The sequence below is a fragment of the Paracidovorax anthurii genome (assembly GCF_003269065.1).
GTDB classification, from domain to species: domain Bacteria; phylum Pseudomonadota; class Gammaproteobacteria; order Burkholderiales; family Burkholderiaceae_C; genus Paracidovorax; species Paracidovorax anthurii.
Genome location: NZ_QLTA01000051.1, coordinates 22,788 through 38,647 on the forward strand (window position 1 = coordinate 22,788; position 15,860 = coordinate 38,647).

The following is a 15,860-nucleotide window of genomic DNA, read 5'->3' on the forward strand; positions in this document are numbered from 1 at the left end:
CACCGTGAACGCCCCCATGCCCGCCACCCTCGCCGCCCGCAGCGTCGCCAGCGTCTGGCACCCCTGCACGCAGATGAAGCGCCACGAGGCCGACCCGCCCGTGGCCATCGCGCGCGCCGAAGGCCCCTGGCTGCACGGCACCGACGGCCGGCGCTACCTGGACGGCATCAGCTCCTGGTGGGTGAACCTCTTCGGCCACGGGCATCCGCACATCCGCGAGGCCATCGCCGACCAGCTCGCGCGGCTGGACCACGTGATGCTCGCGGGCTTCACGCACGCGCCCGTGGTGGAGCTGTCCGAGCGCCTCGCCGCGCTCACGGGCCTGGGCCATGCGTTCTACGGCAGCGACGGCGCGGCCGCCACGGAGATCGCGCTCAAGATGAGCGCCCATTACTGGCGCAACCAGGGCCATCCGGAGAAATGCCGCTTCGTGGGCCTGGCCGGCGGCTACCACGGCGAGACCGTGGGCGCGCTGGCCGTGACCGACATCGCGCTCTTCCGCGAGGCCTATGCCCCGCTGGTGCGCCTGGGCGCCACCGTGCCCAGCCCCGACGCGCGCGGCGCGCTGCCCGGCGAGGACGCCGCCGCCGTGGCGCGCCGCGCGGCCGGGGCGCTGGAGCGCTGGCTGGCCGGGCACCACGCCACCACCGCCGCGCTCATCCTGGAGCCGCTGGTGCAGTGCGCGGCCGGCATGGCGATGCACGATGCCGAATACCTGCGGCAGGCGCGCGCCCTGTGCGACCGCTACCGGGTGCACCTCGTCGTGGACGAGATCGCCACCGGCTTCGGCCGCACCGGCACGATGTTCGCCCACCAGCAGGCGGGCATCCGGCCGGATTTCATCTGCCTCTCCAAGGGCCTCACGGGCGGCACGCTGCCGCTGTCGGCCGTGCTCACCACCGATGCGGTCTATGCCGCGTTCTACGGCGACGACGTGGCGCGCGGCTTCCTGCACTCGCACTCCTACACCGGCAACCCGCTCGCCTGCCGCGCGGCGCTGGCCACGCTCGACCTCTTCGAGCAGACCGGCGCGCTCGCGCGCAACGCCGCGCGGGCCGGGGTGTTCGATGCCGCCCTCGCCCCGCTCGCGGCCCACCCGGGCGTGCGCCACGCGCGGCGGCTCGGCATGGTCTGGGCCTGGGACGTGGCGGGCGACGCCCCCGATTTTTCGCGCCGCTACCACCGCCACGCGATGGCGCGCGGCCTGCTGCTGCGGCCCATCGGCCGCACGCTCTACGCCATGCCGCCCTACGTGCTGGACGACGCGGCCATCGACCACCTGGGTCGCCAGGCCCTGGCGGCGCTCGACGCCACGCTGGCCGAGGAATCCGGCGCCGCCGCCACGGCCGCCGTGCCCGAAAGGAGCCTGCCATGATCGGCTGCTTCGTCACCGGCACCGACACCGGCGTGGGCAAGACGGTGGCCACCACCGGCCTGCTGCACGCCCTGGCGCAGCACCATGCGCGCGTGGTGGGCATGAAGGCCGTCGCCGCCGGGGCCGAGCCCATCGGCCCGGGCGGCTCGCTCGCCAACGAGGACGTGCTCGCGCTGCGCGCGGCCTCCACGCTGCGCGTGCCGCCCGAACTCGACAACCCCGTGCTGCTGCCCGACCCGCTCTCGCCCCACATCGCCGCCGCGCGCGCGGGCACGCGCATCGACATCGGCGCCATCGTGGGCGCCTACCAGGCCCTCGCGGCCCGGGCCGATGCCGTGGTGGTCGAGGGCGCGGGGGGCTTCCACGTGCCGCTCTCGGACACCGAGACCGGCGCCGACCTCGCCCAGGCCCTGGGCCTGCCCGTGGTGCTGGTCGTGGGCCTGCGGCTGGGATGCCTCAGCCACGCGGCGCTCACGGCCGAGGCCATCCGCGCGCGCGGCCTGCCGCTGGCCGGCTGGATCGCGAGCCGCATCGACCCGCACATGCAGGCCGCGGGCGACAATCTCGACTGGCTGCGCCGGCGCCTGGGCGCGCCGCTGCTCGCGGACATCCCGCACCAGTGCCCGCCCGACCCGCGCACCGCGCGCTTCGCGCTGCCCGAACCCTGGACCCATCCCGCATGACCACACCCTCCGCCGCCCCCGCTTCCTCCTGGCTCGACGAGCTGCCCGCGCGCATCGCGGAGCTCGACGCCGCCCACCTGCGCCGCCGCCGCCGTGCCGTGCGCCCGCTGCGGGGCGCGCACCTGGACGTGGACGGGCAGCCCATGCTGGCCTTCTGCAGCAACGACTACCTGGGCCTGGCCGGCCACCCGGCGCTGGCCGATGCCGCCTGCGCCGGCGCGCGCGAATTCGGCGTGGGCTCGGGCGGCTCGCCGCTCGTGAGCGGCCACAGCGCCGCCAACGCCGCGCTGGAAGCCGACCTCGCCCGCTTCGTGCAACTGCCGCGCGCGCTCTACTTCTACGCGGGCTACGCCACCAACATCGGCATCGTGCCGGCCCTGGTGGGCGCGGGCGACGCCATCTTCTCGGACGCGCTCAACCACGCCTGCCTGATCGACGGCGCGCGCCTCTCGAAAGCCACCATCCACCGCTATGCGCACGCCGACCTCGCGGCGCTGGAGGCGCAGCTCGCGGCCAGCCCCGCGCGCCGCAAGCTGGTCATCACCGACGCGGTGTTCAGCATGGACGGCGACGTGGCCGACATCCCCGCCCTGCTCGCGCTGTGCGAGCGCCACGACGCGCTGCTGCTGCTCGACGACGCCCACGGCTTCGGCGTGCTCGGCCCCCAGGGCCGGGGCAGCCTGGCCGAGGCGGGTCTGACCGGCGCCCAGGCTTCGCCCCGCGTGCTCTACATGGCCACGCTGGGCAAGGCCGCAGGCGCAGCCGGCGCCTTCGTGGCCGGCAGCGAGGTGCTCGTCGAATGGCTGCTGCAGAAAACGCGCAGCTACATCTTCGCCACCGCCGCGCCCGCCCTGCTGGCGCGCTCGCTGCAGGCCAGCCTGGGCCTGATCGAGCGCGGCGACGCCCTGCGCGGCCACCTCCAGGCGCGCATCGCGCAACTGCGCACCGGGCTCGAACCCCTGCTGGCGGGCACGCACTGGCAATTGGGTGCCTCGCGCACCGCCGTGCAGGCGCTGCTGATCGGCCCCAACGACGAGGCCCTGGCCGTGATGGAAGCGCTGCGTGCGCGCGGGCTCTGGGTGCCGGCCATCCGCCCGCCCACGGTGCCCGAGGGCACGGCCCGCCTGCGCATCGCCCTCTCGGCCGCGCACACCGAGGCCGACGTGGATCAATTGCTGCAGGCCCTGGCCGAACTGGCGCCGGTGCCCCAGGCCGCGGAAGCCCTGGCATGACCTACGCCGTCAAGGAAATCTTCTACACCCTGCAGGGCGAGGGCGGGCAGGCCGGCATGCCCGCCGTGTTCTGCCGCTTCGCGGGCTGCAACCTCTGGAGCGGCCGCGAGGAAGACCGCGCCACGGCCGTGTGCCGCTTCTGCGACACCGACTTCGTGGGCACCGACGGCACCCTGGGCGGCAAGTATGCGGCGGCCGACGCGCTGGCCGACGTGATCGCGGCCCAGTGGCCACCGCACGACGCGGACCATCGGCTCGTGGTGGCCACCGGCGGCGAGCCGCTGCTGCAGCTCGACGCGCCCCTCATCGACGCCCTGCACGCACGGGGCTTTCGCATCGCCGTGGAGAGCAACGGCACCGTGGCCGCGCCCCCCCGCATCGACTGGCTGTGCATCAGCCCCAAGGCCGGCGCGCCCTGGGTGCAGCGCGAAGGGCAGGAGCTCAAGCTGGTCTGGCCCCAGCCCGGCTTCGACCTTGCGGAACTGGAGGCGGGCACGCGCTTCACGCACCGCTTCCTGCAGCCCATGGACGGCCCCGACCAGGCCGACAATATCGGCCGCTGCATCGCCACCTGCATGGAGCGGCCCGCGTGGCGCCTGAGCCTGCAGACCCACAAACTCACGGGCATCCGCTGACCCGCCCCGCGCCCCCGTTCTTCCCCTCGCGTTCCGCCATGCTGTTCACCGTCCACCAACGCTTTTTCTTCGACGCCGCGCACACGCTGCAGCGCGAGATCGAAGCCGAAGGCAGCCGCCGCATCCACGGCCACACCTACCACGCCGAGATCTGCGTCACCGGCCCGCGCCACCCCACGACGGGCATGGTGATCGACCTGGGCCACCTGCGCGCGCGCTGCGCCCAGCTGCGCGAGCGCCTGGACCACCACCTGCTCGACGAGGTGCCCGGCCTCGGGCCCGCCACGCTGGAGAACCTGTGCGTCTTCATCGCCGACGCGCTGGCCGACATGGAGCCCCCGCCCAGCCGCGTGCGCGTGTGGCGCGAGGCCGTCGGCGACGGCTGCGTGCTGGACCTCGCGCCTGCGCGCGGATGAGATGAAGCCACAACCCCCTGAGCGGCTTTGCCGCTTCCCCCTTCTCTCACAGCGCTGCGCGCCGCGGGAAGGGGGACGCCGCCGGTGGCCGGGCCCAGCCCGCTCCACGGCGTCCGCTGGCATGGCCTGCTCCGCGGCCTCCGGACGGGAGGCGCAGCGCCGGTTTCATGCATCGCGGGCAGTGCGCTGCACCATGGAAAACTGACGCGCAGCCGGCGCCCAAGGCGCCCGGCCCCCTTTTCTTCTTCCTTCCCACCCATCCATCCATCCATCCAGGAGCCACCATGCCCCATCTGGTCATCGAATACACCGACAACCTGCGCCCCTTCCCTGAAGCGAAGGTGTTCGAGGCCGTCAACGCCTCGCTCACGTCCAGCCCCGAGATCCAGGCCGAGTCCGACCTCAAGAGCCGCTTCGTCACCACCGACCGTTTCGCCATCGGCACCCAGCCCGCGAACCGCGCCTTCGTGCACGCGCAGCTGCGCCTGCTCTCGGGCCGCACGCCCGAGGCGAAAAAAGACCTGGCCGCACGCGTGGGCGCCGTGCTGCGCGAGCACACGCCGAAGCCCGAGGGCGTGCTGGTGCAGCTCAGCGTGGAGATCGTGGATATGGACCGGGGGTCTTACGTGAAGGAAAAGCTTTGAGGTGAAGGCACAACCCCCTGTGGCGCTTCGCGCCCTCCCCCTTCTCTCACAGCGCTGCGCGCTGTGGGAAGGGGGACAACGCCGGTGGCCGGGCGAAGCCCGCTCCACGGCGTCCGCTGGCGTGGCCTGCTCCGCGGCCTTCTGATGGGAGGCGCAGCGCCGATTTCAAGCGTCGCGGGTGATGCCATGCATCCATGAAAGACATGGCGAGGGCCTGCGATCCAGGCTGGCCCCTCAACGCTTCACGGCGGGGTCCCAGTGCTCGGCGATCTTGCCCCCTTCGATCCGGAACATGTCGAACCACGTCGTCGTGTATTTCTTCGACGGGTCCGAAGGCTCCGGGTACTCCCGCGAGAACACCAGCGTCACCAGATCACGCTCGGCGACGATGGTGACGAGCGGCCCCGTGATCCGCGGCTGAATGGCCTTGGGCTGGCCCCGCTTCGAGAAGAAATCGACGAATGCGGCGCGCCCGCTGGGCACGTTCGGGTTGTGCTGGATGTACTCGTTCGTCAGGTACTTCGGGGCCAGCTCCATGTGCAGCCCCTCGAAGACCTCGCGCCAGAAGTCGTACACGATCCGCTTGTTGGCCGCCAGCTGCGGGTCGGGGCTCGCCAGCATGGCGTCCTGGTCCGGGTTGGGCAGCACGGGCACCTGCGCGCCAGCGCCCATCGCAGCCAGCACCAGTGCCGCAGCCGCCAGGGATCGGGTGAGCTTGTTCATTGGATCGTTTCTCCTTCATCGTCCACGAAAATCCGATCGACGCCCTTCCGTCTCCGGCCATCGATGGGCCATCCCTTCGGGCAGAAATTTCCAGTGCATGGCAAGGCACTGTGGGGCGGGAGCTTAAGCCACGCCGGCAGCCTCGACTCCCCCGGATTCAGCCGATGCACGCCGGCAGCCAGCCCCGCAGGCTGTTGAGGAAGGCCCACTCCCGCACGCGCGGCACGTCCTCCATCCGCACCACCGCCTCGGCGATGCGCCCCTCGCGCAGCGCCACCGCGCGGCCCACGCCGGGCAGCAGGCCGCAGGCCAGCGGGGGCGTCACCCAGCGGCCGTCCAGCAGCGCCGCGATGTTGCCGAAGGTGCCTTCGGTGATCTCGCCGGCCTCGTTCCACAGCACCGTGTCGAACACGCCGGGCTGCGTGGGCGCGAAGGCCGCGTAGTGCGCGCGGCGCGTGGTCTTGTGGCGCACGAATTCGCCGTGCGCCGCCTCGAAGGGGCGGTCGGCCAGTTGCAGCCTCACAGGCGCGGGCACCGGCGGGCAAGCGAAGGCTTCAGCGCGCGGCGCGCCCGCGGCATCCAGCAGCAGGCGCGCGCGCCACAGGCCCCGCGGGTGCCGCAGCGCCAGCGCCTCCAGGCAAGCATGCACGCGCGGCGCATCCCAGGCGAAGCCGAAATGCGCGGCGGAGCCGGCCATGCGCGCGAGGTGCTCGGGCAGGTGGCGGAAACGCCCGTCCTCCAGCGCCAGCGTCTCCAGCACCTCGAAGGGCTGGCTCGCGCGCTCCACGAAGGCGCGCTTGTGGCGCCATTCATCCCACTCGGCGGCTGCCTGGGCGTCGGCGGTGATGCCGCTGCCGATGCCGCAGGTCGCCTCGCCGCCGCGCAGCACCACCGTGCGGATGGGCACGTTGAAGGTGGCGGCGATGCCGCCCGCGCCCGGCGGGCCGGCCGGCCGCACCACGCCGATGGCGCCGCAGTACACGCCGCGCGGCCCGTCCTCCAGCGCGCGGATCGTGCGCATGGCCTGCACCTTGGGCGCGCCGGTGACGGAGCCGCACGGGAACAGCGCCGCGAACACGTCGGCCAGGTCCAGGCCCGGCCGCGTGCGCGCCGTGACGTCCGAGGTCATCTGCCACACAGTGGGCAGCGCCTGGGTGTGGAAGAGCGCGGGCACGCGCACGCTGTGCGGCTCGGCGATGCGCGAGAGATCGTTGCGCAGCAGGTCCACGATCATCACGTTCTCGGCGCGCTCCTTGGGCGCCGTGCGCAGGTGCTCGGCATGGGCCGCGTCGGCCTCGGGCGTGGCGCCGCGCGGCGCCGTCCCCTTCATGGGGCGCGCCAGGATCGTGCCGCCCCCGGGGCCCGAGCGCCAGTCGAAGAACAGCTCGGGCGAGACCGACAGCACCTGCTCGCCGTCCGCCCCGATGTGGGCGGCATACCCGCCCGGCTGCGCGCGCCGCAGGGCCCCGAAGAGCGCGGCCGCGCTGCCCTCGAAGCGCCCGTGCAGCGGCGCGGTGAAGTTGACCTGGTACAGCTCGCCGTCGCGGATGGCCTGCTGGATGTGGCCCAAAGCGGCATCGAAGGCCGGGCGGCCAATGCCGGTCCAGCCGTCCACGGCGGCGTGTTCCGAAGGGGCCTCGGCCGGGGGCTCCTGCACGGGCGCGCCGTACACCGAGAACCAGGCCAGCGGCCCGTCGGGCGCGTGCGTGGCCAGGGCCGCGTCGAACGCGCCGGCCGCTTCGTAGCGCAGGTAACCCACGCACCACGCGCCCTGCACGGCGGCCGCGTGCACGGCGCCGAGCACGCCGCGCACCTCCTGCAGCGACCGCGCCACCAGCACCTCGCGCGGGGCGGCGAAGGCATGGCGCAGGCGCGGGGCGACAGGGTCGAGCGGGGTGGAGAAATCGATGCGGGCCGTCATGCGGGCGATGGAACAGGTCACGGAAGGGATGTCACGGCAGGCCGGCGACGAAATTACGCTTGGGCTTGTACTCGGCGCGCAAGGATGCAAGCCATGGCGGCCGTGCCTCGGCCGGCATGCGCGCCACGATGGCGTGCACCAGCTCCAGGGGCCGGGCATAAGGGGACGACGCCATGGCCATGGCGTGCGTGAAAACGCGCTGCAGCAGTTCCACGGCGTCGGCGTCCTGCTCCGCGGGCAACCGCTGCGCCAGCTCTTCGAGCACCGTGGGGTCGCAACGTGCGCCCGGCTGGCGCACCAGGGCCAACGCGGCGTCCGGAGCGCGCTCGGCCAGGAGCCACTGCACGCGCACGGTCACGACCCGCTCCACCGGGCCTTGCGGTCCGGAGGCACGCTTGCGCGCCGCCGACACCTCGGGTCTGCCGGGGTCTTCGCGGCGCTCGGCCCAATCGAACAGCTCGGCGCGGTAGGCGGCGGGGTCGCGTCCCGCTCGGCGGGCCGCCTTCAGGACCTCCGCATAGGCCTTCGGCGACGGGTATTGCTCCAGGCGCCGCCGGCGAATGGCCAGCGCTTCTTCGTCCCAGCCGTCGCGCTCATAGCAGCACAGCAACGCATCCTCCAGCCGCTGATCGCGAGGATGGCGGCGGGTGCCGGCCTGCACCCACTGCAAGGCCTCGCGGTGCCAGCCCTGGCCCTCGCACAAGGCCACGATTTCAAGGAAATCCCGGGCTTCGTCGAGGCTCGCGGCCATGGCATCGTGCAGCGCGCGCGGGTCGTCCTGGCAGCGGATGCCAGCAAGATAGCGGCGCCGCAGTTCGCCACGGCGCAGGGTGTCCTGGTCGATGAACACGCGCCGCGCGCCAGCGGCGGACGGTGCCGCTGCGGGCGGGTGGCTGCGCAGCCAGGCCTCCCAGTCCTGGCGCGCCCGCTCGGCATACCGCGCGCGCACGGCGGGCCCGGCGGCGGCCAGGAGGTCGGGCTCGTTCCACAGCCCCCAGGGGTCCTCGGCCATCAGCGCGAACCACCGGTCCGTCCAGGCCGCGGGCGGCGGCGCCGCGCGTAGCGCATCGGCCAGCAGCCCCATCACATCCTGCATCACGCCGCCGATCCCGCCATCGGAGTCGTCGGCCTCGGCCGCCGCCTTGTAGAGGCGGCGCAACGCGTGCTCGCACAGATCCCGCAGCACCTCGGGAGCGCGCTCCAGCCAGGGCTTCAACATCGCCACCACGCCCGCGGCGCGGCGCGCATACGCCACGGACCCGCGCCAGTCCAGGAAATCGCCGCGCGACCTCAGCAGGTCGGTGATGGTGCTGCGCAGGGCCTTGGGGTCGTCCGACGCCTGCTGCTGCAACGCCCAGGCCTTCAGCTCGGCCATCAGGTCACGATCCCGCTCCGCCCAGGCCCACAGGCGCTCCGCCAGGGCCTGGGCCGGCTGTTCCCCGACAAATCGGCGCAGCGCGTCGCGGTTGTCGGCCTGCGTGCGTGCGCGCTTCGCGGCGGCGGCCACCTTGCGGGCCGCCTCCGGGTCGGATTCGACAGCCTGCCCTCCCAGCCCGGACCGCCAGGCCAGCGACAACGCCACGAGATGCTTGCAGAAGTTGCCCTCCTGCGCATGCGGGCAGTCGCAGGCACCGTCGAGATCATCGTCCGCATCGATCCACACGCGCACCTGGTACGCCTGGGTGCCATGCACCACGGCTGCCAGCGCCGCCTGCTCGCCCGGCCGCAAGGGCGACTCCTGCAGCGTCTCGATGGCGCCGCTGGCCGCATAGGTACGCCCCCGGCCAAAGACCGCGGGGCCACTCATGCGCTGCAGCGCGGCATCGGAGAGGTGGGCAAGCCACGAAGGCGGTAAAACAGGCATCGGTAAGCGATCTTTGGATCAGAACGCCTTCATGTCGGCAAGAAATCTATCTTTATTGCTATTAAATAAATAGCAATCCTCAGGCCGCGCCGATGCGTGGCACCAGAGCGCCCGCCGGCTGCCCGCCCTTGAGCGCCGCCGTGAACGCCAGCATGCGGTCGATGGGCTGGCGCGCGCGGGGGATCAGCGCCGGGTCCACGTGGATGGCGTTGGCGCCGCTCTCCAGCACGCGCGCCACGTCGGCCAGGCCGTTCATGGCCATCCAGGGGCAGTGCGCGCAGCTCTTGCAGGTGGCGCTGTTGCCGGCCGTGGGGGCTTCGTGGAACACCTTGCCGGGGTTGAGGGCGCGCAGCTTGTGCAGCATGCCGTTGTCGGTGGCCACGATGAACTCGGCGGCGTCCATCTCGCGCGCGGCCTTCAGGATGGCGCTGGTGGAGCCCACCGCGTCGGCCAGCGCCACCACCTCGGCGGGGCTCTCGGGGTGCACCAGCACCTTCGCCTTCGGGTGCTCGCGCATCAGCGCCTCCAGCTCGAAGGCCTTGAACTCGTCGTGCACGATGCAGGCGCCGTTCCAGAACAGCATGTCCGCACCCGTCTCGCGCTGGATGTAGCCGCCCAGATGCCGGTCGGGCGCCCAGAGGATCTTGTGGCCCGCGTCCTTGAGCGCGGCCACGATCTCCAGCGCGCAGCTCGACGTGACCAGCCAGTCGGCGCGCGCCTTCACCGCCGCGCTGGTGTTGGCATACACCACCACCGTGCGGTCCGGGTGCTGGTCGCAGAAGGCGCTGAAGGCGTCCACGGGGCACCCCAGGTCCAGCGAGCAGGTGGCGTCCAGGTCGGGCATGAGCACGGTCTTCTCGGGCGAGAGGATCTTGGCCGTCTCGCCCATGAAGCGCACGCCCGAGACCACCAGCGTCTGCGCGGGATGGTCGCGGCCGAAGCGCGCCATCTCCAGCGAATCGCTCACGATGCCGCCGGTTTCCTCGGCCAGGTCCTGCAGGTCGGGGTGCACGTAGTAGTGCGAGACCATCACCGCGTTCTTCTCGCGCAGCAGGCGGCGGATGCGCTCCAGCAGGGCGGCTCGCTCGGCCGGCGCGGGTTCGGCGGGCACGCGGGCCCAGGCATGGCGGGTGGAGCAGGCGGCGCCGGGGCTGGTGCCCTCGGGCTGCTCATACTCCACGTCCTTGATGGCGGTGGCGATCATGGGGTCGGTGCCGGTCACGGGGCCGGCGGGGTGGGGTTGCTTCTGGCCGCGATTGTCGCGGGGCCGCCGCCCTTTGCCGCCGAAGGGGCATTCGGCGCGCCAGCGCATGGCCCCGTCAGGCCGGGCTGCGGCATGGCAAAGCGGAACACCGCAGTGGTCTTTGGATGACGAATCCGTATCAGTCGGTGTCCTGCATGCGCATGGAGAAATCCACCGCCCGCACGTCCTTGGTGAGCGTGCCGATGGAGATGCGGTCCACGCCCGTCTCGGCCAGCGCGCGCAGCCCTTCGAGCGTGACGCCGCCCGAAATCTCCAGCACGGCCCGGCCCGCGTTGATGCGCACGGCCTCGTGCAGTTGCGGCAGCGGCATGTTGTCCAGCAGCAGCATGGTGGCGCCGGCCGCGAGCGCCTCGCGCAGTTGATCCAGCGTCTCCACCTCGATCTGCACGAAGGCCGCGCGGCCCGCCACGGCCCCGGCGGCCGCCAGCACGGCGGTGACGCCTCCCGCGGCGGCGATGTGGTTTTCCTTGATGAGCACCGCGTCGTGCAGGCCGATGCGGTGGTTGGTGCCGCCGCCCGAGCGCACCGCGTACTTCTGCGCGAGGCGCAGGCCCGGCAGCGTCTTGCGCGTGTCCACGATCCGGGTGCGCGTGCCGCGCACGGCGTCCACGTAGGCCGCCGTCTTGGTCGCCACGGCCGAGAGCAGTTGCAGGAAGTTGAGCGCCGTGCGCTCCGCGCTCAGCAGCGCCCGCGCGCTGCCCTCCACCTCCAGCACCACCTGGTCGGCGGCACAGCGCTGGCCCTCGCCCACGTACCAGGTGATGCGCGCCTCGGGGTCCAGCGCGCGGATGGCGGCCTCGGCCCAGGGCCCGCCGCAGATCACGGCGGCCTCGCGCGCCAGCACCCGCGCCCGCACGCGGCGGCGCGCATCGACCAGGCTGGCCGTCAGGTCGCCCGCTCCCACGTCCTCCTCCAGCGCGCGGGCCACGTCGGCGCGGGCCAGGCGGTGCACGAAATCGGGATCGGAGAAAGGGTCACGGGGAAGGTCGCTTTTTTGCATGGGCGGCAAGCATAGCGGCATCGCATAGACTCCCGGCACTTTTTTCGGGACGACCCTCGCACCGCGCCATGACCTCCACCGCATCCGCCGCCCCCGCTCCGGGAACCCCCTACGGCACGCTGCCGCCCGCCTCGCCCCTGCCCCAGCGCCGGCCCATCAGCCTGCCGCGCCTGGCGCAGATGCGCGAGGCCGGCGAGAAGATCGCCATGCTCACGGCCTACGACGCCACCTTCGCGGCCGTGGCCGACGCGGCGGGCGTGGAATGCATCCTCGTGGGCGACTCCCTCGGCATGGTCTGCCAGGGCCTGCCCAGCACCGTGGGCGTGTCGCTGGAGACCATGGCCTACCACACGGCCAGCGTGGCGCGCGGCCTGCACCGCGTGCAGGGCACGGCCTGGCTCATCGCCGACCTGCCCTACGGCAGCTACGCCGAGAGCCGCGAGCAGGCCCTGCGCAGCGCCTGCGCGCTGATGCAAGCGGGCGCGCACATGGTCAAGCTCGAAGGCGGCGGCTGGACGGCGCCCACCGTGCAGTTCCTGGTCGAGCGCGGCATCCCCGTGTGCGCCCACCTGGGACTCACCCCGCAGACCGTGCACGCGCTGGGCGGCTACCGCGTGCAGGGCAAGGGCGACGACGCCGCGCGCCAGCTGCGCCAGCACGCGCGCGAGCTGCAGGATGCCGGCGCGGCCATGGTGGTGCTGGAGATGGTGCCCGCGGCCCTGGCGCGCGAACTCACCGACGCCCTGCCGCTGTGCCACACCATCGGCATCGGCGCGGGCAGCGGCACCGCCGGGCAGGTGCTCGTGCTGCACGACATGCTGGGCGTGAACCTCGGCAAGATGCCCCGCTTCGTGCACGACTTCATGGGCGATGCCGGCAGCGTGCGCGGCGCCATCGAGGCCTATGTGCAGGCCGTCAAGGCCGGCCGCTTTCCCGACGACACGCAGCACGCGTGGTGACCCACCGCCCTCCAGGCCTTTTTTCCATGCACATCGCACATTCCATCGCGGAGCTGCGCGCCGCCCTCGCCGGCCGGGGCCGCCCGGCCTTCGTGCCCACCATGGGCAACCTGCACGCCGGCCACCTCTCGCTCGTGCGGCAGGCCCGCGCGCTCGGCGACGTCTGCGTGGCCAGCATCTTCGTGAACCGCCTGCAGTTCCTGCCCCACGAGGACTTCGACAGCTATCCCCGCACCTGGGATTCCGACCGCGCCCAGCTGGAGGCCGCCGGCTGCGACATCCTCTTCGCGCCGCGCGAGGCCGACCTCTACCCCGCGCCGCAGACCTTCAAGGTCCACCCCGATCCCCTGCTGGCCGATCTGCTCGAAGGCCAGTTCCGCCCCGGCTTCTTCACGGGCGTGTGCACGGTGGTGATGAAGCTCTTTTCCTGCGTGTTCGGCACCACCGGCGGCGGAGCGGCCGTGTTCGGCAAGAAGGACTACCAGCAGCTCCTGGTGATCCGCCGCATGGTGGAGCAGTTCGCGCTGCCCGTGGAGGTGGTGGCGGGCGACACCTGCCGCGCGGCCGACGGCCTCGCGCTGAGCTCGCGCAACGGCTACCTGGGCGCGGACGAACGCGCCCGGGCCGTGGAACTGTCGCGCGCCCTGCGGTCGCTGGCCGATGCGGCGCTGACGCGGCCCGTGGCCGAATGGCCCGCGCTGGAGCAGCAGGCCGGCGATGCGCTGCGCGGCCTCGGCTGGCAGCCCGACTACCTCGTGGTGCGCCGCCGCGCCGACCTGCAGCAGTCCGACGCCGGAGCGAACGCCGGCACGCTGGTGGCGCTCGGCGCCGCGCGACTGGGCACCACGCGGCTCATCGACAACCTCGAATTCTGAATATCCGGCGGGGCGGCGGGGCCAGCGCCTACGCGGTCAGCCACCGCTGGCGCACAGCCCGACCCGGGGCCCGGTCTTAAGGTGGAGGCATCCACACACCACCTTTCAGGAGAAAGACCATGCCCATCATCCTCTGGCTTCTCGGCGTACCCCTGTCGCTCGTGCTGCTGCTCATGCTCTTCGGGGTGGTCTGAGCCCCCACCATCCCACCCATCGCGAAAATGGGGGTCAGCCCGGCAAGACTTCCGCCGCCGGGCTGCGGCCCATGAGCCGCGCCACCGCCTCGCGCGGCGCGCTGCGGCCGTCGAGCAGCGACACCACCGCCTCGGCGATCGGCATGTCCACCCCCAGGTGCCGCGCCCGCTGCACCACGGTGCGGGCGCTGTACACGCCTTCGGCCACATGGCCCAGGGATTGCACCGCCTGCTCCAGTGTCAGGCCGCGCGCCAGGGCCTGCCCCACGCGGCGGTTGCGCGAAAGGTCTCCCGTGGCGGTCAGCACCAGGTCTCCCAGGCCCGAAAGGCCCATGAAGGTATCGGCGCGCGCGCCCAGGGCCAGCCCCAGGCGCGTCATCTCGGCCAGCCCGCGCGTGATCAGCGCGGCGCGGGCATTGAGGCCCAGGTCGAGCCCGTCGCACAGCCCGGTGGCGATCGCCAGCACGTTCTTGACGGCACCGCCCACCTCCACGCCCACGATGTCGTCGTTGGCATAGACGCGCAGCGTGGGGCCGTGGAAGGCCTCCACCAGCAGCTCGCGCACACCGGCGTCGGTGCTGGCCGCGACGAGGGCCGTCGGCTGTCCCCGGGCCGCCTCCTGCGCGAAACTCGGGCCGCTGAGGGCGCCGGCGCGCACGCCGGGCGCCACGCGGGCACAGACCTCGTGCGCCATCAGGCCCTGCGGGCCGCTTGCGCCCGCATCGGCCGCCGCCTCGAAGCCCTTGCAGAGCCAGGCCAGGGGCACGGCCACATCGCGCAGGTGCTCCAGCATGCCGCGCAGGGCCGACATGGGCGTGGCGATCACCGCCAGATCGGACGATGCGGCGAGCGCAGCCACTCCACCGCCGTTCACCAGGGCGAGCGAAGAAGGAAAGGCAATACCGGGGAGATAGCGGGCGTTTTCGCGGGCCGCCTGCATATCGGCGACCTGCTGCGCATCGCGGGCCCAGAGGGTCACGGCGTGCCGTGCAGGGTGCGCGGCGGCGACCAGGGCCATGGCCGTGCCCCAGGCGCCCGCGCCGAAAACTGCGATTTTCATAGCTGTCCGCGCTTGTGGATCAAGCGCGAGGGCCCGCAGGCCCTCGGCCAGGCCGTGGCGGCGCGGCTGCGAACGTGTTCACGATCTCGCAGGGGCCGCGAACACGTTGTTTACTGGGTCACGCCCGGGGTCGGCGCGGCGGAAGCCAGTTGGGCCTGCTGCTGCTCGTACATGCCCTGGAAGTTGATTTCGGCCAGGTGCACGGGCGGGAAGCCGGCGCGCGTGATGACGTCGGCGATGTTGCCGCGCAGGTAGGGATAGACGATCTGCGGGCAGGCGATGCCCATGATGGGGCCCATCTGGTCTTCGGGGATGTTGCGGATCTCGAAGATGCCGGCCTGCTTGGCCTCGACCAGGAACACCGTCTTGTCCTTGATCTTGGTCTGCACGGTGGCGGTCACGGCCACCTCGAAGATGCCTTCGGCCACGGGCGTGGCCTCGACGCCGAGCTGGATGTCCACGTTGGGCTGCTCCTGCTCCAGCAGGATCTCGGGGGAGTTCGGCTGCTCCAGGGACAGATCCTTCAGATACACGCGCTGGATCTGGAACACGGGATTTTCTTCGGACATGGTCGTCGGTCTTTCGATTCGAAAACGGTTTTCGGCAAACAAAACAAAGCCCGCCGGGGATGTCAGGCTCCCGCAGCGGGCACTTGGGGCCGCATTATGCAGCGCGGCGGCTCTGGGAACGTGCTCACGATCTCAGAACGTGTTTACGATCTTCTGAGTAGCAGAGCCAGAAACGCCAAGTGGACGAACTGTAAGCTGGTGTTGAGCCATCGCTCACAGTTCTTCCATAGCCGCCGGTTCTTGTCCAGCCAAGCAAAGCTGCGCTCAACCACCCAGCGCTTGGGCATGACCTTGAAGGTGTGCAACTCGCTTCTCTTGGCGATCTGCACCGTCACATGCTCACCCAGGATGTCCTTGACGCCTTGCGCGAAGGGCTCGCCTGTGTAACCGCTGTCCGTCAGCACACTTTGCACCCGCCCCAGCGAGCGCTTGCAGCGCTTGAAGGC

General features: G+C 72.1%; 16 protein-coding genes. 8 read left to right on the top strand and 8 right to left on the bottom strand.

All coding sequences use genetic code 11. The features are described from left to right. Positions 1–16: 16 nt before the first annotated feature. The 6 genes from bioA (at position 17) to AX018_RS19760 (ending at position 4,985) form a co-directional block, all read left to right on the top strand. Positions 17–1,375 carry an adenosylmethionine--8-amino-7-oxononanoate transaminase gene (gene bioA / locus AX018_RS19735; protein WP_111880847.1) on the top strand — a complete coding sequence of 453 codons (1,359 nt, stop codon included), beginning with the start codon at positions 17–19 and terminating at the stop codon, positions 1,373–1,375. Beyond that, the gene (gene bioD / locus AX018_RS19740) at positions 1,372–2,058 is read left to right on the top strand and encodes a dethiobiotin synthase (protein ID WP_111880850.1); all 687 of its coding nucleotides are present in this window, start codon (positions 1,372–1,374) and stop codon (positions 2,056–2,058) included. The genes bioA and bioD overlap by 4 nt, the downstream gene beginning before the upstream one ends. Next, positions 2,055–3,290: an 8-amino-7-oxononanoate synthase gene (bioF, locus tag AX018_RS19745; RefSeq protein ID WP_111880852.1), complete on the top strand. Its 1,236-nt coding sequence runs from the start codon at positions 2,055–2,057 to the stop codon at positions 3,288–3,290. The genes bioD and bioF overlap by 4 nt, the downstream gene beginning before the upstream one ends. Beyond that, positions 3,287–3,925 (top strand): 7-carboxy-7-deazaguanine synthase, encoded by a 639-nt coding sequence (gene queE / locus AX018_RS19750; RefSeq protein ID WP_111880854.1) that lies wholly within the window; start codon positions 3,287–3,289, stop codon positions 3,923–3,925. Before bioF ends, queE begins: the two co-directional genes overlap by 4 nt. A gap of 38 nt (positions 3,926–3,963) precedes the next feature. Then, on the top strand, positions 3,964–4,341 hold the full coding sequence (locus tag AX018_RS19755; RefSeq protein WP_111880857.1) for a 6-pyruvoyl trahydropterin synthase family protein: 378 nt from the start codon (positions 3,964–3,966) through the stop codon (positions 4,339–4,341). Between the two features lie 284 nt (positions 4,342–4,625). Next, positions 4,626–4,985 carry a 5-carboxymethyl-2-hydroxymuconate Delta-isomerase gene (locus AX018_RS19760; RefSeq protein ID WP_111880860.1) on the top strand — a complete coding sequence of 120 codons (360 nt, stop codon included), beginning with the start codon at positions 4,626–4,628 and terminating at the stop codon, positions 4,983–4,985. Between the two features lie 234 nt (positions 4,986–5,219). Here AX018_RS19760 and AX018_RS19765 read toward each other — a convergent pair whose 3' ends face one another. The 5 genes from AX018_RS19765 to nadC form a co-directional block, all read right to left on the bottom strand. Then, on the bottom strand, positions 5,220–5,708 hold the full coding sequence (locus tag AX018_RS19765; RefSeq protein ID WP_111880862.1) for a nuclear transport factor 2 family protein: 489 nt from the start codon (positions 5,706–5,708) through the stop codon (positions 5,220–5,222). A gap of 157 nt (positions 5,709–5,865) precedes the next feature. Continuing rightward, positions 5,866–7,629, bottom strand: coding sequence for a chorismate-binding protein (locus tag AX018_RS19770; RefSeq protein ID WP_111880865.1), 1,764 nt, complete (start codon positions 7,627–7,629; stop codon positions 5,866–5,868). A 31-nt stretch (positions 7,630–7,660) separates the two neighbouring features. Then, positions 7,661–9,493: an SWIM zinc finger family protein gene (locus AX018_RS19775; RefSeq protein ID WP_111880867.1), complete on the bottom strand. Its 1,833-nt coding sequence runs from the start codon at positions 9,491–9,493 to the stop codon at positions 7,661–7,663. A 79-nt stretch (positions 9,494–9,572) separates the two neighbouring features. Beyond that, positions 9,573–10,697: a quinolinate synthase NadA gene (nadA, locus tag AX018_RS19780; RefSeq protein ID WP_111880895.1), complete on the bottom strand. Its 1,125-nt coding sequence runs from the start codon at positions 10,695–10,697 to the stop codon at positions 9,573–9,575. Positions 10,698–10,875: 178 nt separating this feature from the next. Beyond that, a complete protein-coding gene (gene nadC / locus AX018_RS19785) occupies positions 10,876–11,757 on the bottom strand; it encodes a carboxylating nicotinate-nucleotide diphosphorylase (protein WP_111880870.1) in 882 nt (293 codons plus the stop codon). Positions 11,758–11,825: 68 nt separating this feature from the next. Between nadC and panB the strand changes: the two genes are divergently transcribed. Both panB and panC read left to right on the top strand, forming a co-directional pair. Next, positions 11,826–12,716 (top strand): 3-methyl-2-oxobutanoate hydroxymethyltransferase, encoded by an 891-nt coding sequence (gene panB, locus AX018_RS19790; RefSeq protein ID WP_111880873.1) that lies wholly within the window; start codon positions 11,826–11,828, stop codon positions 12,714–12,716. Positions 12,717–12,742: 26 nt separating this feature from the next. Further along, complete coding sequence (gene panC / locus AX018_RS19795; protein ID WP_111880876.1) at positions 12,743–13,591, top strand: pantoate--beta-alanine ligase; 849 nt, start codon at positions 12,743–12,745, stop codon at positions 13,589–13,591. A gap of 228 nt (positions 13,592–13,819) precedes the next feature. Here the strand turns inward: panC and AX018_RS19800 are convergent, their stop codons facing one another. From AX018_RS19800 to AX018_RS19810, 3 genes are all read right to left on the bottom strand, one after another. Beyond that, a complete protein-coding gene (locus AX018_RS19800; protein ID WP_111880879.1) occupies positions 13,820–14,845 on the bottom strand; it encodes an NAD(P)H-dependent glycerol-3-phosphate dehydrogenase in 1,026 nt (341 codons plus the stop codon). Between the two features lie 110 nt (positions 14,846–14,955). After that, positions 14,956–15,414: a protein-export chaperone SecB gene (gene secB / locus AX018_RS19805; protein ID WP_111880881.1), complete on the bottom strand. Its 459-nt coding sequence runs from the start codon at positions 15,412–15,414 to the stop codon at positions 14,956–14,958. Between the two features lie 143 nt (positions 15,415–15,557). Next, positions 15,558–15,860: transposase (locus AX018_RS19810; RefSeq protein ID WP_146749203.1), on the bottom strand; the 303-nt coding region annotated here is incomplete at its 5' end.